The organism is Kribbella sp. HUAS MG21 (assembly GCF_040254265.1).
In the GTDB taxonomy this organism is placed as follows: Bacteria; Actinomycetota; Actinomycetes; order Propionibacteriales; family Kribbellaceae; genus Kribbella.
Genome location: NZ_CP158165.1, coordinates 1,393,198 through 1,411,030 on the forward strand (window position 1 = coordinate 1,393,198; position 17,833 = coordinate 1,411,030).

21 protein-coding genes are annotated in these 17,833 nt (G+C 69.9%); 10 read left to right on the plus strand and 11 right to left on the minus strand.

Translation table 11 applies throughout. The features are described from left to right. Positions 1 to 18: 18 nt before the first annotated feature. Positions 19 to 717, minus strand: coding sequence for a 2-C-methyl-D-erythritol 4-phosphate cytidylyltransferase (gene ispD / locus ABN611_RS06715; RefSeq protein ID WP_350278912.1), 699 nt, complete (start codon positions 715 to 717; stop codon positions 19 to 21). A gap of 9 nt (positions 718 to 726) precedes the next feature. After that, positions 727 to 1,212 (minus strand): CarD family transcriptional regulator, encoded by a 486-nt coding sequence (locus ABN611_RS06720; protein ID WP_130446326.1) that lies wholly within the window; start codon positions 1,210 to 1,212, stop codon positions 727 to 729. Positions 1,213 to 1,510: 298 nt separating this feature from the next. Between ABN611_RS06720 and ABN611_RS06725 the strand changes: the two genes are divergently transcribed. Then, a complete protein-coding gene (locus ABN611_RS06725; RefSeq protein WP_350278913.1) occupies positions 1,511 to 2,143 on the plus strand; it encodes a hypothetical protein in 633 nt (210 codons plus the stop codon). Between the two features lie 96 nt (positions 2,144 to 2,239). On the opposite strand, the gene ABN611_RS06730 is transcribed toward ABN611_RS06725, so the two are convergent. The 3 genes from ABN611_RS06730 to ABN611_RS06740 all read right to left on the minus strand — a co-directional run bounded on the left by ABN611_RS06730 (position 2,240) and on the right by ABN611_RS06740 (position 5,228). Next, on the minus strand, positions 2,240 to 3,256 hold the full coding sequence (locus ABN611_RS06730) for an iron-siderophore ABC transporter substrate-binding protein (protein WP_350278914.1): 1,017 nt from the start codon (positions 3,254 to 3,256) through the stop codon (positions 2,240 to 2,242). An 80-nt stretch (positions 3,257 to 3,336) separates the two neighbouring features. Beyond that, on the minus strand, positions 3,337 to 4,014 hold the full coding sequence (locus tag ABN611_RS06735; protein WP_141858161.1) for a response regulator transcription factor: 678 nt from the start codon (positions 4,012 to 4,014) through the stop codon (positions 3,337 to 3,339). Then, on the minus strand, positions 4,011 to 5,228 hold the full coding sequence (locus tag ABN611_RS06740; protein ID WP_350278915.1) for an ATP-binding protein: 1,218 nt from the start codon (positions 5,226 to 5,228) through the stop codon (positions 4,011 to 4,013). Before ABN611_RS06740 ends, ABN611_RS06735 begins: the two co-directional genes overlap by 4 nt. A gap of 196 nt (positions 5,229 to 5,424) precedes the next feature. Here ABN611_RS06740 and phoU point away from each other — a divergent pair, with 196 nt between their 5' ends. Further along, positions 5,425 to 6,132, plus strand: a complete 708-nt coding sequence (gene phoU / locus ABN611_RS06745; protein ID WP_350278916.1) for a phosphate signaling complex protein PhoU — start codon at positions 5,425 to 5,427, stop codon at positions 6,130 to 6,132. Positions 6,133 to 6,335: 203 nt separating this feature from the next. After that, positions 6,336 to 7,208 (plus strand): type IV toxin-antitoxin system AbiEi family antitoxin domain-containing protein, encoded by an 873-nt coding sequence (locus tag ABN611_RS06750; protein ID WP_350278917.1) that lies wholly within the window; start codon positions 6,336 to 6,338, stop codon positions 7,206 to 7,208. Between the two features lie 848 nt (positions 7,209 to 8,056). On the opposite strand, the gene ABN611_RS06755 is transcribed toward ABN611_RS06750, so the two are convergent. From ABN611_RS06755 to mshA, 3 genes are read right to left on the minus strand one after another with little or no spacing between them, the layout of a single operon-like run. Beyond that, entirely contained in the window at positions 8,057 to 8,803 is a 747-nt protein-coding gene (locus ABN611_RS06755) for a phosphoglyceromutase (protein ID WP_350278918.1), read from the minus strand. A gap of 9 nt (positions 8,804 to 8,812) precedes the next feature. Beyond that, positions 8,813 to 9,301: a YbjN domain-containing protein gene (locus tag ABN611_RS06760; RefSeq protein WP_350278919.1), complete on the minus strand. Its 489-nt coding sequence runs from the start codon at positions 9,299 to 9,301 to the stop codon at positions 8,813 to 8,815. Then, positions 9,298 to 10,590: a D-inositol-3-phosphate glycosyltransferase gene (gene mshA, locus ABN611_RS06765; RefSeq protein WP_350278920.1), complete on the minus strand. Its 1,293-nt coding sequence runs from the start codon at positions 10,588 to 10,590 to the stop codon at positions 9,298 to 9,300. Before mshA ends, ABN611_RS06760 begins: the two co-directional genes overlap by 4 nt. A 136-nt stretch (positions 10,591 to 10,726) precedes the next feature. On the opposite strand from mshA, the gene ABN611_RS06770 reads away from it, so the two are divergent. The 5 genes from ABN611_RS06770 to ABN611_RS06790 all read left to right on the plus strand — a co-directional run bounded on the left by ABN611_RS06770 (position 10,727) and on the right by ABN611_RS06790 (position 13,993). After that, on the plus strand, positions 10,727 to 11,722 hold the full coding sequence (locus ABN611_RS06770; protein ID WP_350278921.1) for a hypothetical protein: 996 nt from the start codon (positions 10,727 to 10,729) through the stop codon (positions 11,720 to 11,722). Further along, positions 11,719 to 12,468 (plus strand): SDR family NAD(P)-dependent oxidoreductase, encoded by a 750-nt coding sequence (locus tag ABN611_RS06775; protein WP_350278922.1) that lies wholly within the window; start codon positions 11,719 to 11,721, stop codon positions 12,466 to 12,468. The genes ABN611_RS06770 and ABN611_RS06775 overlap by 4 nt, the downstream gene beginning before the upstream one ends. Positions 12,469 to 12,548: 80 nt before the next feature. Further along, the gene (locus tag ABN611_RS06780; RefSeq protein WP_350278923.1) at positions 12,549 to 12,974 is read left to right on the plus strand and encodes a helix-turn-helix transcriptional regulator; all 426 of its coding nucleotides are present in this window, start codon (positions 12,549 to 12,551) and stop codon (positions 12,972 to 12,974) included. 29 nt (positions 12,975 to 13,003) lie between these two features. Beyond that, a complete protein-coding gene (locus tag ABN611_RS06785) occupies positions 13,004 to 13,537 on the plus strand; it encodes a hypothetical protein (RefSeq protein WP_350278924.1) in 534 nt (177 codons plus the stop codon). Positions 13,538 to 13,648: 111 nt separating this feature from the next. Then, the gene (locus ABN611_RS06790) at positions 13,649 to 13,993 is read left to right on the plus strand and encodes a DUF2516 family protein (protein ID WP_350278925.1); all 345 of its coding nucleotides are present in this window, start codon (positions 13,649 to 13,651) and stop codon (positions 13,991 to 13,993) included. A gap of 11 nt (positions 13,994 to 14,004) precedes the next feature. Here ABN611_RS06790 and ABN611_RS06795 read toward each other — a convergent pair whose 3' ends face one another. Further along, complete coding sequence (locus ABN611_RS06795; protein WP_350278926.1) at positions 14,005 to 14,796, minus strand: L,D-transpeptidase family protein; 792 nt, start codon at positions 14,794 to 14,796, stop codon at positions 14,005 to 14,007. An 88-nt stretch (positions 14,797 to 14,884) separates the two neighbouring features. Here ABN611_RS06795 and ABN611_RS06800 point away from each other — a divergent pair, with 88 nt between their 5' ends. Continuing rightward, complete coding sequence (locus ABN611_RS06800; RefSeq protein WP_350278927.1) at positions 14,885 to 15,106, plus strand: macro domain-containing protein; 222 nt, start codon at positions 14,885 to 14,887, stop codon at positions 15,104 to 15,106. After that, complete coding sequence (locus tag ABN611_RS06805; RefSeq protein WP_350278928.1) at positions 15,067 to 15,387, plus strand: macro domain-containing protein; 321 nt, start codon at positions 15,067 to 15,069, stop codon at positions 15,385 to 15,387. The genes ABN611_RS06800 and ABN611_RS06805 overlap by 40 nt, the downstream gene beginning before the upstream one ends. Before the next feature lie 26 nt (positions 15,388 to 15,413). Here ABN611_RS06805 and ABN611_RS06810 read toward each other — a convergent pair whose 3' ends face one another. Then, entirely contained in the window at positions 15,414 to 16,004 is a 591-nt protein-coding gene (locus tag ABN611_RS06810) for a L,D-transpeptidase family protein (protein WP_350278929.1), read from the minus strand. A 169-nt stretch (positions 16,005 to 16,173) separates the two neighbouring features. Continuing rightward, the gene (locus ABN611_RS06815; RefSeq protein ID WP_350278930.1) at positions 16,174 to 17,832 is read right to left on the minus strand and encodes a glutamate--tRNA ligase family protein; all 1,659 of its coding nucleotides are present in this window, start codon (positions 17,830 to 17,832) and stop codon (positions 16,174 to 16,176) included. Position 17,833 lies beyond the last annotated feature (1 nt).

Consider the following 17,833-nt stretch of genomic DNA (forward strand, 5'->3'; position numbering starts at 1 on the left):
TGCCGACGCGAGGCAGCTTCACCGCAGGCGCCTTTCCGCGAGCAACGCCTCGGCGAGGAGCAGGTCCTGCGGCCGGGTGACCTTGAAGGCGTCCGGTGAACCCTCGACCGTCCGCACCGTCACCCCGAGCCGCTCGCACATCATCGCGTCGTCGGTCACCCCGGCGTCGGCACCCGCGGCATGCGCGCGGCGCAGTACGTCGGGAGCGAAACCCTGCGGCGTCTGGACGGCGACCAATGTCGAGCGGTCGGGCGTGTCGACGACCTCGCCGCCCGGGCCGACCCGTTTGATCGTGTCGGTCACCGGCACCACCGGTACGACGGCCTCGGCCCCGGCGCGCACCGCCGCGACCACGCGCTCGATCGCGGCGGCCGGCACGAAGGCCCGCGCCGCGTCGTGCACCAGGATGCAGTCGATGCCGTCGACCGGCACCACATCCAGCGCCGTCCGCACCGAGTCGTGGCGCTCCGCCCCGCCCGCGACGACGAGCAGCTGCGCGTCACCGACGTACGGCTCGAGCTCCTTGCCGACCGTCTCCTCGGAGCCGGGCGGTACGGCGACCACGAAACAGACGAGGCCGGCGGCGGACGCTGCCTTCAGGCCACGCACCGCGTGGACCAGCAGCGAATCGCCACCGACCTCTCGAAATGCCTTCGGTGTCTCGCCACCGAGTCGCAGCCCCAGCCCGGCCGCGGGGATCACGACCGCGCTACTCATGAGCTCTGACTAGGAAGCGAGGACCTCGTCGAGGATGGCCTCGGCCTTGTCCTCGTTGGTGTGCTCGGCCAGGGCCAGCTCGGAGACGAGGATCTGGCGAGCCTTCGCCAGCATCCGCTTCTCACCGGCGGACAGCCCGCGGTCACGCTCCCGGCGCCACAGGTCGCGGACGACCTCTGCCACCTTCAGCACGTCACCCGAGTGCAGCTTCTCCAGGTTCGCCTTGTAGCGTCGCGACCAGTTGGTCGGCTCCTCCGTGTGCGGCGCGCGCAGCACGTCGAAGACGCGCTCCAGGCCGGCCTGATCCACGACGTCACGCACGCCGACGAGATCGAGGTTGCACGCGGGGACCCGGACGACCAGGTCGTTCTGAGCGACGATCCTCAAGACCAGGTAGGTCTTGTCCTCACCTTTGATCTGACGGGTCTCGATGTCCTCGATGACGGCCGCTCCGTGATTGGGGTAAACAACCGTCTCGCCGACTGTGAAAGTCATGTGTGAAGTGCCCCTTTCCGAGATCCATCCTACCACGCGGTCGGTGGTCCGGCCGGGGCGTTTGCGCTGGTCAGGGCCCACATCCCGCCTTGACAAACGCTCTCTCGCATGCCTCGTGCGCGCGTGTACGGGTGCTTCGGACACCCCTGCCGGACCCCTCGAAGGGGATCCCGGCGTCCGGCCCGGCGACGTCGCGGGCTACGCTGTGGGGCGCCGGAGGCCGCTGCCTGACGGCGTCCACAGGTTGTCGCAGACCAGGCCGCGACAGGCCGAAACAGCTTGCACGAGAGGGATTCCAGTGCGTATCACGTTGTCCTCGCGGATCGCCCGGCGTACCGCGCTGGCGGGCGCCGCCGCCACTCTCAGTATCGCGCTGGCGGCGTGCGGCGCGAACTTCTCCGCACCGACCCTGCAGCCGTACCAGGCCGCCGAGGGCACGAACGTCGAGTCCGGCCAACTCAAGGTCCGCAACCTGCTGGTGCTGGCCGACGACGCCGGCAAGGGCGCGTTGCACGGCGTGATCGTGAACGACGGCGACCAGGCGGACACCCTGGCCGCGATCGAGCAGGCCCCGCCCGGCACGGCGGACGGCCAGGCCGGCGGCGACCAGCCCGGCAAGGTCACCTTCACCGGCCTGACCAAGCCGGTAGACCTGAAGCCGAACTCCGCGCTGCTCCTGCCGGGCACCGGCGCCGAGCACCCCGCGGCCGAGGGCACGCCCGCGCCGACGACGACGCCTACCGAGACGCCTACTGGCGCCCCGACCCCAGGTGCGGAAGAAGCCGGCCCGGCGATCGCCGTGGACGGCGCCAAGCCCGGCCAGATGGTCAACGTGACGATCACCTTCGGCAACGCGGCGCCGATCACGGTGCACGTGCCGGTCCTCGCCGACAATCACTACTCCCCGAGCCCGGCCGGCGGGCACGAGTAACACAGACGAGTACGGGCCGCCCCGGCGCGGGACGGCCCGTCGGTACGCCGAGCCGGTGGCCGCGGCTCGTCGTACCAGCTCTCAGGTCGGCTCAGGTCAGTTCTTGCTAGCCGAGGCGGCCTTGGACAGGCCCGGGATCATCTTGTCGAGCACCCACGGGACGCTCAGCACGCTGACCGCGCTCATCCCGGAGATCACCTGCTGGTCCTGCAGCGCGTACGCCCCGCCGCCCTTGACCGCCTTCAGCGACGAGTAGACCGGGTCGGCCAGGAACTTCTGCGTCCCGATCCCGTCGACGTACGCGATCAGCACGTCGGAGTCGACGTCGGCGACCTTCTCCTTGCTGACCGTCATCGAGAACTCCTTCTTGGTGTTGGTCTTCTCCAGCGCCTCCACGCCCGGCGCGTTCTTGAAGCCCATCTCGTTCAGGATCTGCACCCGCGGGTCGCCCGGCATGTAGATGTAGTTCTCCGGGCCGAAGGAGCCGACCGTGATGGTCTTGTCCTTGAACTCCGGGTGCTCGGCCGCGACCTGCTTGATCCTGTCCTGGATCCCGCTGATCAGCTTCTCCGCGTCGGCCTTCTTGCCGAGCGCCTCACCGACCAGCAGCGTCTGGTCCTGCCAGGTGGTCTGCCACGGCGCTCCCGGGTACGCGACGGTCGGCGCGATCCCGCTCAGCGTCTTGTACGTCGCCTCGTCGAACCCCTCGTACGGCGCCAGGATCACGTCGGGCTTCAGCGCCGCGATCTGCTCGAACGGGTACTTGTCGCCGGTGTCCAGCAGCGTCGTCTTCGACTTGTCGAACTTGTCCGCATCCCACGCGGTGACACCCTCCGGGGTCGGGCCGTAGGTGACCTTCGGCATCCCGACCGGCGTCTCGCCGAGCGCGTAGACCACGTCCTGGGCGTTCCAGCCGAGCGTCACGATCCGCTCCGGCTTCTTGCTGATCGTGGTCTCGCCGAACGTGTTCTTCAGCGTCACCGGGAACCCGGAGGACGCCGTACCGGCCGACTCGGCCTGCTTGTCGCCGTCGCTGCCGCACGCGGCCAGCGTGGTCGTGGCGAGCAGCACGGCGGTGACCGTACTGACGACCTTGGAACGGGACCAGGACATGTGGAACTCTCCTTAGCTTGCCTTAACTAAGGAGAGCCTAAGCTAACTCCGCGGGCCGTCGCGACCCGCGGGGCTGTGACTCAGGACTCGAACTTGTAGCCCAGGCCACGGACCGTGACCAGGTGCTGCGGGTTCGACGGGTCCTTCTCGAGCTTCGAGCGCAGCCGCTTCACGTGCACGTCCAGGGTCTTGGTGTCGCCCACGTAGTCGGCGCCCCAGATCCGGTCGATCAGCTGGCCGCGGGTCAGCACCCGGCCGGTGTTCCGCAGCAGCATCTCGAGCAGCTCGAACTCCTTCAGCGGGAGCCGGATCTCGGTGCCGCCCACCGTCACCACGTGCCGCTCGACGTCCATCCGGACCGGCCCGGCCTCGAGCGTGTCCGGCAGCAGCTCGACGTCCTGGCCGCGCCGCAGTACGGCGCGCACCCGGGCCAGCAGCTCGCGCGGGCTGTAGGGCTTGGTGACGTAGTCGTCCGCGCCGAGCTCGAGCCCGACGACCTTGTCCACCTCGGTGTCCTTGGCGCTGACGATGATCACCGGGACGTTGCCCCGGCTGCGGAGCGCCCGGCAGACCTCGGTGCCGGACAGACCCGGCAGCATCAGGTCGAGCAGGACGATGTCCGCACCGGCGCGGTCGTACTCGTCCAGCGCGTCCGGCCCGGTCTCCGCGACGGCGACCTCGAAACCTTCCTTGCGCAGCACGTACGACAGCGCGTCGCTGTAGCTCTCTTCGTCTTCGACGACCAGCACTCGGGTCACGAAGCTGTCTCCTTTGCGATCTGACCTGACGGGGTAGGCGTCAGGTTTACGGCCGCCTCCTCCTGGCTGGCGGAGTCGGTCTGCCCCGGCGCGGGTTCGAGCCGCAACGGGAGTCTGACGGTGAAGGTCGAGCCCTGGCCCTCGACACTCCAGACCCGCACGTCGCCGCCGTGGATCGACGCGATGTGCTTGACGATCGAGAGGCCGAGGCCGGTGCCGCCGGTCTCCCGGCTGCGGGCCCGGTCGACCCGGTAGAACCGCTCGAAGATGCGCTCCAGGTCGCCGCTCGGGATGCCCACGCCCTGGTCGGACACCGTCACCTCGACGAGGTCGCCGATCGGATGCGCGGCGACCGCGACCCGGGTGCCGTCCGGGCTGTAGTTGATGGCGTTCTCGACCAGGTTGCCGATCGCCATCGCGAGCTGGTCCTCGCTGCCCAGCACCTCGAGCTCGGGCTCGGTCTTCACCACGATCTTGATGTCGCGGTCCTCGGCGTCGATCCGGCACCGGTCCACCGCGGTCTCGATGACCGCGTTGATGTCCACCGGGCCGGGGTTCTCCAGGGGGTCGTCGCCCTGCAGCCGGGACAGCTCGATGATCTCCTTGACCAGCCGGCTGAGCCGGGAGGCCTCGACCCGCATCCGGTCCGAGAACCGCTGCACCGCCTCCGGGTCGTCGGACGCCTCCGAGACCGCGTCGGCGAGCAGGATCAGGGCCCCGACCGGGGTCTTCAGCTCGTGGCTGACGTTCACCGTGAAGTCCCGGCGGATCGCGTCCAGGCGGCGCTCCCGGGTCCGGTCCTCGACCAGCACCAGCACCAGCTGGCTGCCCAGCGGCGCCACCCGGGCACTGACGTACTGCGTGGCGCCCAGCCGGCCCCGGACGATCTCCAGGTCCTGCTGGCGGATCTCGCCGTCGCGGCGGACCTGGCGGACCATCGTCAGGATGTCGTCGACGACCAGCCGCTCACCCCGGACGATGCCGAGCACGTGCGCCGGGGCGCTTGCCTGCAGCACCTGATCCTCCGGGCCCATCACGACGGCCGAGGAACGCAGTACGGACAGCACCGTCGCGACCCCCGAGGGCACCGCCGGGTCCGGGGACTCCGGGATCTTGCGCTGGGCCCGCTCCGACAACACCATCGCGCCGAGCGAAAGCAGAGCCAGGGCCGCGCCGATGACGCCGCCCAGCACCGCAGCCAGCGTGGGGTCCACGCCATCGATGCTACGCGGGCAACCAGCAGGGAAAGACCGAATGAGCACCGGATGACCGGGACGCGACTCAACTGTTCATCAGGCGTTCACCACTCGTCGCCGTCCGGCAACCTCGACGGCATACGGTCACCGTTGAGCGGGTACCGTGCCGGTGCGCCGCCGCGCACCCGGACACCACAGATCGGATTCGAACACCATGCGTGACACGTACCACGAGCAGCTCGACGACATCCTCGCCGAGCTGGAGCGGATGACGCGGACCGTGTCCACCGCCGTACGCCGTTCGACGGCCGCCCTGCTGGCCGCGGACATCCGCCAGGCCGAGGAGGTCATCGCGGCCGACATCCAGCTCGACGCCGCCGGCGAGGGCGTGGAGGAGAAGGTCTTCGAGCTGATGGCGCGGCAGTCGCCGGTCGCCAACGAGCTCCGGATGCTGGTCGCCGCCCTGCGGATGGTCGCGGACCTGGAGCGGATGGGCGACCTCGCCGCCCACATCTCGAAGATCGCCCGGATGCGCTACCCCGCCCCCGCGATCCCGACCGAGCTGCACGAGGTCATCGAGGCCATGGGCTCGGTGGCCGGCAAGATGGTCGACGCCGCCGGCGACGTGATCGCCTCCCGCGACGTCGAGGCCGCCGGCAAGCTCGAGGCCAGCGACGACGAGATGGACAAACTCCGCTCCAACCAGTTCCGCCTGATGATGGACGAGCACTGGCCGCACGGCGTCGAGGTCGCCGTCGACATGGCCCTCCTCAGCCGCTACTACGAGCGCATCTCCGACCACGCCGTAGCCATGGCCCGCCGCGTCGTCTACCTCGTCACCGGCGAACTCCCGGTAGCCATCGGCGGCACCGCCGCCGGCTCCGGCGCCGGCGCCTCAACCCCCAACCCCAACGGCAACTGACCCTACTCTCACAGGCGCCCCCGGCAGACAGTTGCCGGGGGCGCCTGTTGTCGTACCGACGAACGGGTAGTGGTGCTGGGTATTGGCCAGGTAGCACGTGATCTCAAGCGCGGCCGGGGCCGCCGGGCGGTACCAGTACCCGTTCTTCGGTGCGTTGTGGATAACTCAAACCGGCCTCCGCCGTCGGCCCGCATCATGCTTGGGTGACGTCCGTCGTGGAGGTTCTTGCCCGGCTGGGAGGCTGGGCCGGTGCCGCAGAGTTGGTGCAGCTGACGTCCCGGCGTGCGCTGGCAGCGGCGGTCCGGCGCGGTGATGTCGAACGGCTGACCCGCGGCGTCTACGCGCTCCCGGGAATCGGGACGGATCTGGCGACGGCGATCGCCTACGACGGGGTGGTCTCGCACCTCAGCGCAGCCGTGGCGTGGCGGCTCCCGTTGCTCCTGACACCGCAGAAGCCGCACATCACCCTGCCGACGAACCGGAACGCGCGCTCTGGTCCACCCGCTGTGCTGCACTGGGCGGACCTCCCGGCCGCCGACCACCGCTCACGCCGGACTTCCCTGCACCGCACTGTCCTCGACTGCGCCAGGATCCTCCCGTTCGGCGAGGCCTTGGCCGTAGCCGACGCCGCGCTGGCAACCGGCCGGATCAGCTCGGACGAACTGGTCGCCTCCGCGGAGGCCCTGTCGGGCTTCGGCCGGCCGAACGTCAGGCGAGTCGCCGGCGCCGCGACCGGGCTCGCGGAGAGCTTTCTCGAATCGATCCTGCGCGGCCTGCTGATCGACGCAGGCGTCCCCGGCTTCGAACCACAGGTCCTGGTGGAACTCGGCAGCCGGCGAATCCGCGTGGACCTCGGCCACCGCGCGGCCCGCATCGCACTCGAGGCCGAGGGCTACGAGTTCCACGGCTCACCCACGAAGTTCACCGCAGACTGCCGCCGCTACGACGAGCTGGTCGTCGCCGGGTGGCTCGTGCTCCGGTTCACGTATCAGCAGGTGATCGGGGATCCGCAGTGGGTGGTCGCCAGCGTCGTCAGAGCGGCGGCGCAGCGGGTGAACGTGCAGAACAACGGGTAGTGGTAGTGGGTTGGCGCACCTCCCGAGCGTGATCTGGCCCGAATCCCAGCTCTGACACCGACCACTACCCGTTGGTCGGTACGGCTCCAGCTAGACAACAGGATGTCGGGATACCCAGACCGACGACGCTCTGCGCACCGTGGCTGCCGAGCACCTGCCCCACGAGGTGCGCCCTGGCCACGCCGCCCAGCCCCGCACCACCAGGCCCGCGCCGTCAGCCCGGCGCCACCACCCAGCCCGGCACCACCTGACGCGTCCCGGCAAGGCCGGGGCACACACGCGCGCCGCGGCGCGACCATCCCCGTAACCGTGCCCCGTCCCCCAGCCGCGACCGGGCAGGCGCCAGCACGCTCGCCGGTGTTACCCAGCCGCGCATCCGGCGAGCCGGCAACAAAACAGCCGCACCGAAGGGGTGTCCGTCCTCCGCCACCACCCGCGGACGCGCCACCAGCCCCAGCCCGGCAGTGCCCGACTTCCCCGGCGGAGCCGGCACTAGACGGCCGCGCCGCAGGCGTGACCCTTCTCCGTCGCCGCGCGGGGATGCGCCGGTACCAGGGCCTAGCGGCGCGCACCCCGGCGAAGCCGGCAGAGGACAGCTGCGCCGGAGGCGTGTCCTCTGCTCGTGAGGCCGGCAGATGCGCCGGTGCCTCGGGCCTGGCGGTGCCTGACGCGCACCCGGCGAAGCCGGCAACAGACAGCCGCGCCGCAGGCGTGTCCTTTGCTTGTAAGCGCCGGCGGGTGCGCCAGTACCTCCGGACCGGCGGTGCCTGATGCGCGCCCGGCGAAGCCGGCAAAGGGCAGCCGCGCCGGAGGCGTGTCCTTTGGGGGTCCGGCGCGGCTGGGGTGGGTTAGCGGCCCTGGTTTTTTACGGCTTCGATGGCGGCCTTGGCGGCCTGGGGGTCGAGGTATTCGCCGCCCGCGGTGAGGGGCTTGAAGTTTTCGTCTAGTTCGTAGTAGAGCGGGATGCCGGTCGGGATGTTCAGGCCCACGATCGTCTTCTCGTCCAGGTTGTCGAGGTGTTTGACGAGGGCGCGGAGGGAGTTGCCGTGGGCGGTGACGAGGACGGTCTTGCCGTCGCGGAGGTCGGGGACGATCGCGTCGTACCAGTACGGCAGCATCCGCTCGACGACGTCCTTCAGGCACTCGGTCGCGGGCAGCAGCTCCGGCGGGAGGGCGGCGTACCGCGGGTCGCCGGCCTGGTCGTACTCCGAGCCGCGTTCGATGGCGGGCGGCGGGGTGTCGTAGGAGCGGCGGAACAGCATGAACTGCTCCTCGCCGAGCTCCTCGAGGGTCTGCTTCTTGTCCTTGCCCTGCAGCGCGCCGTAGTGCCGCTCGTTGAGCCGCCAGGACCGGCGTACGTCGATCCACTGGCGGTCGGCGACCTCGAGGGCGATGTTCGCGGTCCGGATCGCGCGGCGCAGCAGCGACGTGTGGAGTACGTCGGGCAGCAGGTCGCGGTCGCGGAGCAGCTCGCCGCCGCGCTGCGCCTCCTCGACGCCCTGGGCGTTCAGGTCGACGTCGACCCAGCCGGTGAAGAGGTTCTTGGCGTTCCAGTCGCTGTGGCCGTGGCGGAGCAGGATCAGGCGATAGGTCATACCCGAAGACTACCGAGGCTCCAGCCAGCCCTTGAAAGCGTCCAGGTTCCGGGTCGACTCGCCGCGGGACACCCGCCAGTCGTACTCGCGCCGGATCGACGTCGCGAAGCCCAGTTCGAGGATCGTGTTGAACGACGTGTCGGCGTACTCCAGCACTGCCCCGAGCAGCCGGTCCACCTCGGCCGGGGTGATCGCATGCAGCGGCACGCGCCCGTCGAGGTGGATGTCGCCGAGGTGGTCGACGGCGAACGCGACGCCGTACATCTTCAGGTTCCGCTCCAGCAGCCAGCGGTAGACCGCCTCGTGGTTCTCGTCCGGGCGCCGCGCGACGAACGCGTGCACGTGGACCGACTGCGGGCCGACGGTCAGCATGACGGTCGTCTTGAGCTTCCGCTCCCCCGGCAGGTCCGCGACGAACGCGCCCGGTTCACTCTCGGTGAAGTCGAGCTCGTTCTCGGTCAGCACCTGGCGGATCACGTCCGCCGCTGAAACTCTCACCCGGCCACCTCCGCGGCGATCTCCGTCGCCATCGTCTGCGCGGCGGTCCGGTACGCCGCCAGCGTCTTGCGGGCGGTCAACTGCCAGCCGAACCCCCGTGCGTGCGCGACCGCCGCGTGGCTCATGGTCTCGCGGACTGCCGGATCCGTCGCGATCCGCGCCAGCGCGTCGGCGAAGTCGTCCACCCGGTGCCCACGCACCAGGAACCCGGTCCGCCCGTCCACGACCGCCGTACTCAGGCCGCCGACCGCCGCCGCGACCACCGGCGTACCGCACGCCTGGGCCTCCAGCGCGACCAGCCCGAAGGACTCCGAGTACGACGGGACGCACACGACGGAGGCCGCGCGGTACCAGTCGGCCAGCCGCTCGCGCTCCATCGGCTTCACGAACCGGGTCACGTCGTCGATGCCCAGCGCCCGCGCCAGCTCCGCGTGCGACTCGGGGTGCTCCATCCCGTTGCCCGACGGCCCGCCGATGATCGCCACCACCAGCCGGTCCCGCAGCGACGGGTCCCGCTCCAGCATCCGCGCCGCGGCCTTGATCAACAGATCGGGCGCCTTCAACGGCTGGATCCGCCCGACGAACGCCAGTACGACGGCATCCTCCGGCAACCCCACCGCACGACGAGCGGCAGCCACGTCCGCAGGGCTGAACAGCTCCAGATCCACGCCCGGATTCACCACCCCGACCTTCGAAGGCTGGGCGCCGTACAGCTCGATGAGCTCGCGCGCCTCGTCGTCCGTGTTGGCCAGCAGGCGGTCCGCGGCCTCCACCACCTGCTCCTCGCCGAGCAGCCGCGCGGGCGGCTCGGGTACGTCGTCCTCGGCCAGGCTGGCGTTCTTCACCTTGGCCATCGTGTGCATCGTGTGAACCAGTGGGACCGCCCAACGATCGCGGGCGAGCAGGCCGACCTGGCCGGACAGCCAGTAGTGTGAGTGGATCACGTCGTACCAGCCGGGCTCGTGGATCGCCTCGGCGCGCAGCACCGCGCGGGCGAACGTGCACAGCTGGGCGGGCAGCTCGTTCTTCGTCAGGCCCTCGTACGGGCCGGCGGCGACGTTGCGGACCATCACGCCGGGCAGCAGCTCGACCCGCGCGGGCAGCGCCGACGCGGTCGCCCGGGTGAACACGTCGACCTCGATCCCGAGTCCGGCCAGCTGCTTCGACAGCTCCACGACGTACACGTTCATCCCGCCGGCGTCCCCGGTGCCGGGCTGGTCGAGCGGCGACGTGTGCAGGCTGATCATCGCGACCCGCCGGAGAGGACGGTCGGCGGAGAAGTCGGTCACCTGGTCAGGGTAACTCCGGGGCCCGCACCGGGAATCGGGACTTCTCCCTATCCGGGCAGGACGGTGGGCCTACCACCACCCCCACTGGCGGACTCGCCCCACTGTGCTCCGCGCCGCGCGCCGAAAGCATGAAGTCATGCGTACAGTCCTCGAAGAAGTCAGGTCCTGGCATCGTCCGTTGATGCTGATGGTGCTCGCCATGGCCGCTCTCACCCTGGCCGCCGGGGTCGGGCTCGCGGTCGACAACCGGGAGATCCTCAACGAGTCCGTGTGGCTCAAGCCGTTCAAGTTCGGCATCTCGTTCGTGCTGTACGGCGCGACGCTCGCGTGGCTGCTGTCCAAGCTGCGGAAGGCGAAACGGTTCGGCTGGTGGACCGGGACGGTGTTCGCGCTGACCGGCGTGGTCGACGTCGGGTTCATCGCCGTACAGGCCGCGCGCGGGACGTTCAGCCACTTCAACACCAACACCGACACGTTCAACCAGGTCGGGCAGCAGGTCTTCATGTCCGGGGTCATCGGGCTGTTCGGGGCGAGCCTGGTGGTGGCGATCATGCTGCTGTTCCAACGCGTCGGCGACAAGCCGCTGAACCGGGTGATCCGGGTCGGCGTCGGCCTGGCCACCGCCGGGATGGCGATCGCGTTCTACCTGGTCGGCGCCAACTCGCAGAACGAGCAGGTCACGGACGCCTACGGCAACCCGGTCACGCTGGGCGGCAGCCACGGTATCGGCGTCGAGGCGGGCGGGCCCGGTCTGCCGTTGACGAACTGGAGCACGGTCGGCGGCGACCTGCGCATCCCGCACTTCGTCGGGCTGCACGCGATCCACTTCCTGCTGATCGTGCTGCTGGCGCTGCACCTGCTCGGGCGACGCGTGGCGTGGCTGCGGCCGGAACGGGTCCGGGCGCGGCTCGTCGGCGTGGCCGCGTTCGCCTACGCGGGCGTGATGCTGACCGTGACCGTCCAGGCGTTCCGGGGCCAGGCGCTGATCCATCCCGACGTACAGACGCTGGGGATGCTCGGTGGCTTCCTGGCGGTCAGCCTGGCCGCGCTCGCCGGGGTGGTCGCCGCGGCCCGACGGCCAGTGAGACTCCCGGCGGAGCGCGCGGAGGATTTTGAGAAGCTTGGGGTATGACTTCGAGCGAGCGTCCTCTGGCCGTGGTGACCGGTGCGAGCAGTGGGATCGGAGCCGCCTCGGCGCGGTACCTGGCCCGCGAGGGGTTCGAGGTGATCTGCGCCGCGCGGCGGCTGGACCGGATCGAGGCGCTGGCGAAGGAGATCGACGGCCGCGCGGTGCAGTGTGACGTGACGTCCGCCGAGGATGTCGCCGCACTGACCGCGGCCGTCGGGGACGAGCTGCAGGTGCTGGTGAACAACGCCGGCGGCGCGTTCGGGCTGGAGCCGGTGGCTGAGGCCGACCTGGACGCGTGGCGGCGGATGTACGAGGTGAACGTGATCGCGGTCGCGGCCGTCACCAAGTCGTTGCTCCCGGCACTCATCGCCGGCCGCGGCACAATCATCGTGATGGGTTCGACGGCCGGCCAGGTCGCGTACGAGGGCGGCGGCGGGTACGTCGCCGCGAAGCACGGCGCGAAGGCGGTCGTCGACACGCTGCGGCTGGAGCTGTACGACCAGCCGGTCCGGGTCAGCGAGATCGCGCCCGGCATGGTCCGCAGCGAGGGCTTCGCGCTGACCCGCTTCGACGGCGACCAGGCCAAGGCCGACGCCGTGTACGCCGGTGTCCGCGAACCGCTCACGTCCGAGGACGTCGCCGACATCGTCGCCTGGATCGCCACCCGCCCGGCGCACGTCAACATCGACCGGATCACCGTCCGCCCGCGCGCCCAGGCCGCCCAGCACAAGGTCTTCCGGGAGCAGTAGATCCGGTCACCCGCCGTACGTGAGCGGCCTCACGGGGTGCCCGCTTGCAATTGCAAGCACCTTGCTAGCACACTGGACACATGGCCAAGTTGAGTGATCGGGCGGCTGGGGCGGTGGGCTCCCTCGGGGAGTACCTCGCCGAGCAGCGGCGGCACGCGCAGTTGTCGCTGCGGCAGTTGTCCGACCTGGCCGGTGTGTCGAACCCGTACCTCAGCCAGATCGAGCGCGGCCTGCGGAAACCGTCGGCCGAGGTGCTGCAGCAGCTCGCGAAGGCGTTGCGGATCTCCGCGGAGACCCTGTACGTGCGGGCCGGCATCCTCGATCCGGACGAGAGCCAGGAGGGCAAGCAGCCCTCCGGGGTGGTCGACGCCGTCCTGCTCGACCCGGCGCTGAACGAACGGCAGAAGCGTGTGCTGCTGGACGTCTACGCGTCGTTCGTCCGCGAGAACACCCCGGAAGAACCGCCGGCGCGGAAGCCGGCGGCCGGCAAGCGCACCACCGACTGATTCCTGCTGACATCCCGAGGAGAAGCCTGATGGCTACCCGTACGCCCGTTACCCCGTTCTACGCGATCGCCGGCGCCGGCGACCTCGCGGTCGAGAAGGTCCGCGCCGTGGGCGTCGACGTCACCGCCCGGTTCGCGAAGCTCGACCAGAAGACGCTGCAGGGCGAGCTCACCAAGGAGTTCACCAAGGCGCAGAGCGAGCTCACCAAGCGCTTCGAGGCGATCGTCGCCGACGCCCGCACCGCCCCGGCCAAGCTGCGCGAGCTGCCGAAGACCGCCCAGGCCGGTCTGACCGTCGTGCTCGGCCAGGCCGAGGAGACCTACGAGGACCTCGCCGGCCGCGGCAAGGACCTGGTCGAGCGGATCCGCCACCAGCAGGCGACCGAGGACCTGGTGAACACCGCCAAGACCACGGCGAGCAAGGCCAAGGCGACCCGCACCACCGCGAAGAAGACCGCGCAGACCGCGTCCCGGAACGTGAAGGCCACCGCGACCAGCGCCCGCAAGACCGCGAAGGCCGCCGCCAAGGCCGCCGAGTCCGCGGCCACCAAGGTCGGCGACTGAGCTTCACCGACAGTGACGAGCCATCACCTCAGGGTGAATCATCGTCCCGGGCGGTCCACGGCTGCGACTCGGCAGCGGTGGGCCGCCCGGTCCGTCGGTTAGGCTCGTAGCATGAACACCTTCCAGAGCCTGATCCCAGGGTTCGGCGATCCGCTGTCGGTCATCTGGTGGGTGCTGATCGCGATCAAGCTGGTCGCGCTGGCCGACGCGCTCCTCCGGCCGCGGGCGGTGTTCATCGCCGCCGACAAGCTCACCAAGCCCGGCTGGGTGCTGATCCTGTCCGTGTTCACGCTGAGCCAGGTGTTCCAGCACTGGCTGAGCTTCTTCGGCCTGATCGGCATCGTCGCGTCCGCCGTGTACCTCGTCGACGCCCGTCCCGCTCTGCGCGCCGCCACCGGCCGCGGCCGCGGCGGCTGGGGCGCCCTCCGCCGGCGCCGCGGACCGCGCCCGCTGTAAATCCCGCCGTACTACGACCGGTAGACGATGACCTTGTCGCCGACGTTCACCTGGTCGAACAGGACCTTGATCTTGCCGAGGTCGCGGACGTTCACGCAGCCGTGCGAGGCGCCGTTGTAGCCGCGGGCCGCGAAGTCCGAGGAGTAGTGCACCGCCTGGCCGCCGCTGAAGAACATCGCGTACGGCATCTTCGAGTCGTAGAGCTTCGAGACGTGGTTCCGGCTCTTCCAGCCGACCGTGAAGCTGCCCTCGCGGGTCGCGGTCTTCACCGCGCCGAACCGGACGTCCATCTGCATCTTCACGACGCCGTCGACGACGTACCGCAGCTTGCGGCTGGTCTTGTCGATGCACAGCGCCACACCGGTCGCACACCGGGCGTCGAGCTTCTTGCCGTCCACCACTGGCGCCGGCGGGTACAGCTCGGCCTGGGTGGGCTCGCGGGTCACCTTGGCCAGCTGGTCCCACGTGTTCTGGTCGACGTACCCGAGCTGGGGGATGTCCTTGGACTTCTGGAACTTCTTCACCGCGGACCGGGTCATGGTCCCGAAGTCGTTGTCCAGGTAGCGCTTCTCGAGCAGCTTCAGCTGCACCAGGCGGGCCTCGAGCTTGCGGACGTTGGTCCCGCTGGAGCCGTTCTTCCACAGCGCCTTGGGGTAGATCGGCAGCTCGCCGCTGACCTCGAACGGCACCGTCTTCAGCTCCTGCGAGACCGCAGTCGCCGACGTTCCGGAACTCAGGAGTGCAGCAAGCACCGCGCCGACGACCATCGGTGCCAGCATCTTGCGTATCAGCAGCCCGCGCATCGAGTCCCCTTAAGTAGCCCCGTCCCTACACTTGTAGGACGTCCTCACCGGCCATCTGGTTGGCTCAGCGTACCGGAGGAACCCGCGGATGGAGATCGTGCTGAGCACCGCCGACATCACCACGGTGCCCGCGGACGCGGTCGTCAACGCCGCTCACCACGCCCTGCGCGGCGGTGGCGGTGTCGACGGGGCGATCCATCGTGCGGGCGGCCCGGAGATCCTCGCGGAGCTCGTCGAGCGGTACCGAACGGCACCCCGACCGGTACGGCGGTGTGGACCACGGCAGGCGCGCTACCGGCGTCGTACGTGATCCACGTCGTCGGGCCGAACTACACCGCCGGCCAGCGGGACCCGGCGTTGCTCGAGTCCTGCTATCGCAACGCGTTGCGGACCGCGGACGAGCTCGGCGTACGGACGATGGCGCTGCCCGCGGTGTCGGCGGGGATCTACGGGTGGCCGGCGCAGTCTGCCGCGGACATCGCCGTGCGGACGCTCCGCAGTACGCCGACCAGCGTCGCCAAGGCCACGTTCTGTCTGGTGGAGCCGCGGCTCTACAAGGCCTTTCAGAACGCGACAGCGGCCGGGGAGTAGGTCCCGGCCGCTGGTACGACGTCAGCTCACTTGCTGTAGACGACGACCTTGTCGCCGGTCTTCACCCGGGCGAACACCCAGGCGATCTTCTTCTTGTCGCGGACGTTCACGCAGCCGTGCGAGGCGCCGTTGTAGCCGCGGGCGCGGAAGTCCGAGGAGTAGTGCACCGCCTGGCCGCCGCTGAAGAACATCGCGTACGGCATCTTCGAGCCGTACAGCGAGGACACGTGGTTCTTCGACTTGCGGTAGACCCGGAAGACGCCGTTACGCGTCGGCGTCTGGCGGGAACCGAACCGGACATCCATCACCTGGGTCGGCTTGCCGTTCACCATGTACACCAGTTTGCGGGTGCGCTTGTTGATGCACAGCACCCTGCCCTTCGTCATACAGCGCCGGTCGATCCGGTACTTGGCGATCGCCTTGCTGGTCGAGGTCGCCTTCGGCTTCGCCGCGGTGGCCCGCGGCGGCTGCCCGACCGGTGCCGGAGCCGTGGTCGACTTCTGCGCCGACGCCGAGACCTGAGGCGCGGCCTCGGCCGTGGCTGTCGCCGACAGGACGCCGGCACCCACGAACGCGGCGGCCGTCAGAGCAGCGCCGAACTTACGCAGAATCCCCATGTTCCCTTGTCCTTCCCCCAAAGAGTGCTTCCACAAGACAGACGTCGCTACTTCACGTCTGGTTGGTAACAAGTCAGAACTTTCTTTCCCCCGCACCGACCGAGCAATGGTGTATCACACCCGCGGACGCGTCAGTGCGCTCCGGCCGGTGCCGTGTCCAGTTCGTGCTCTAAGCGGTGCCGGCGAGGGCCCGCAGCCGGCGCAGGACCTCGGGCTCGCCGAGGGCCTGGGCGGTCGCGTGCAGGTCCGGGCTCCGGGTCGCACCGGTGATCGCCACCCGGACCAGCTGCGAGGCCTCGCGGATCGAGCCCGGGTACGCGTCCGGATTCTTCTTGTACTCCTTGGCGTTCGGCGCGAACCCGTGCTTCGCGGCGAGGTCGCGGACCTGGCCGAACCACTCCTGCGGGTCGTCGCGATGCTCGTAGCCCGCCACCACATCCGCGGCGAACGCGCGCGTGACGTCCGCGGCCACCCCGAGCGGAGCCAGCCGCTCGTCGTCCGGACCGTCGACCGGCTCGAACAACTCGGAGAAGAAGAAGCCGTACGCCGAGCGGAAGTCCGACCACTTGCGGAGGTCCTTGCGCGGGTTCTCCACGCCGTCCCGCTCGACCGCCAGCGCCCGCAGCGCCAGGTCCTTCTCGTTGTCGAGCACCGGCACGAGCTCGGCGTCGTACTGCGTGGCCCAGGTGCGGACGGCGTCGAGGATCTGCTCGCCGCTCAGCGTCGCGATGTGGTCGGCGCTGATGTCCTCCAGCTTCACCAGGTCGACGAGCGGTCCGGCGGCGCCGCACAGGCTCAGGTCGATCGGCGTGCTCAGCGCCTCCGCCAGCGGCAGCTCCGCGAGCCGGCCGTTGGCGAGCCCGCGCAGGTAGTACAGCACCGCGTCGGCCGGGAAGCCCGCGCCGATGTAGAAGTCGACGCCCGCCTCGGGGTCCTTGCGCTTCGAGAGCTTCCGCTTGCCACCCGGGATCTGCTTCATCAGCGGCGCGATGTGCGCGTACTGGATCGGCTCGAACTCGAGCGCCGCGAACAGCTGCTGGTGCAGCGGCACCGACGAGATCCACTCGTCGCCGCGGATCACCAGGTTCACCCGCATCAGGTGGTCGTCGACCGCGTGCGCGAAGTGGTACGTCGGGAGCCGCGGCGACTGGTCCGACGACTTCAGGATGACCGCGTCGTTCCGGTTCGCCTCGTGCTCGAGCCGGCCGCGGATCGCGTCCTCGAAGCTGGTCCGCTGCCCGTTGGCGTCGTCCGGCGTCCGGAAGCGGACAACGTACGGCGCTCCCTCGGCGAGCTTCGCGGCGACGTCGGACGGATCGGCGTCGCGCCAGATCGCCCACTTGCCGTAGTACCCGGTCGGGAGCTTCGAAGCCTGCTGGCGGGCGGTGATGTCGGCGAGCTCGTCCTTCGTCGCGAAGCACAGGTACGCCTTGCCCTGGCGGAGCAGGTGCCGCACGTAGGTCAGGTAGATCTGCTCGCGCCCGGACTGCAGGTAGGGCCCGTACGCGCCGTGGTCCTTGTCCTCGTCGGAGCTGATGCCGAAGTACTCGAACGCGCGCGCGAACTGCTCGAGCGCACCCTCGACCTCACGCGACTGGTCGGTGTCCTCGACGCGCACCAGGTACACGCCGCCGGAGTTCGACGAGACGTCCCGGTCGATCATCCCGACGTACACCCCGCCGATGTGGATGAAACCGGTCGGCGACGGCCCGAGCCGCGTGACCTTGGCCCCGTCAGGGAGGTCCCGCTCCGGGTACCGGTCCTCCCAGTACTGCGGCTCCGGCAGGTCGGTCGGGAACAGCCCGTCGATCACGGCACGATCCAGCATC

Coding starts and splice junctions, on each gene's coding strand:
- ispD (WP_350278912.1), bottom strand. CDS start 717: ATGAGTAGCGCGGTCGTGATCCCCGCGGCCGGGCTGGGGCTGCGACTC.
- ABN611_RS06720 (WP_130446326.1), bottom strand. CDS start 1,212: ATGACTTTCACAGTCGGCGAGACGGTTGTTTACCCCAATCACGGAGCG.
- ABN611_RS06730 (WP_350278914.1), bottom strand. CDS start 3,256: ATGTCCTGGTCCCGTTCCAAGGTCGTCAGTACGGTCACCGCCGTGCTG.
- phoU (WP_350278916.1), top strand. CDS start 5,425: ATGCGTGACACGTACCACGAGCAGCTCGACGACATCCTCGCCGAGCTG.
- ABN611_RS06755 (WP_350278918.1), bottom strand. CDS start 8,803: ATGACCTATCGCCTGATCCTGCTCCGCCACGGCCACAGCGACTGGAAC.
- ABN611_RS06770 (WP_350278921.1), top strand. CDS start 10,727: ATGCGTACAGTCCTCGAAGAAGTCAGGTCCTGGCATCGTCCGTTGATG.
- ABN611_RS06775 (WP_350278922.1), top strand. CDS start 11,719: ATGACTTCGAGCGAGCGTCCTCTGGCCGTGGTGACCGGTGCGAGCAGT.
- ABN611_RS06780 (WP_350278923.1), top strand. CDS start 12,549: ATGGCCAAGTTGAGTGATCGGGCGGCTGGGGCGGTGGGCTCCCTCGGG.
- ABN611_RS06785 (WP_350278924.1), top strand. CDS start 13,004: ATGGCTACCCGTACGCCCGTTACCCCGTTCTACGCGATCGCCGGCGCC.
- ABN611_RS06790 (WP_350278925.1), top strand. CDS start 13,649: ATGAACACCTTCCAGAGCCTGATCCCAGGGTTCGGCGATCCGCTGTCG.
- ABN611_RS06795 (WP_350278926.1), bottom strand. CDS start 14,796: ATGCGCGGGCTGCTGATACGCAAGATGCTGGCACCGATGGTCGTCGGC.
- ABN611_RS06800 (WP_350278927.1), top strand. CDS start 14,885: ATGGAGATCGTGCTGAGCACCGCCGACATCACCACGGTGCCCGCGGAC.
- ABN611_RS06810 (WP_350278929.1), bottom strand. CDS start 16,004: ATGGGGATTCTGCGTAAGTTCGGCGCTGCTCTGACGGCCGCCGCGTTC.
- ABN611_RS06815 (WP_350278930.1), bottom strand. CDS start 17,832: ATGCTGGATCGTGCCGTGATCGACGGGCTGTTCCCGACCGACCTGCCG.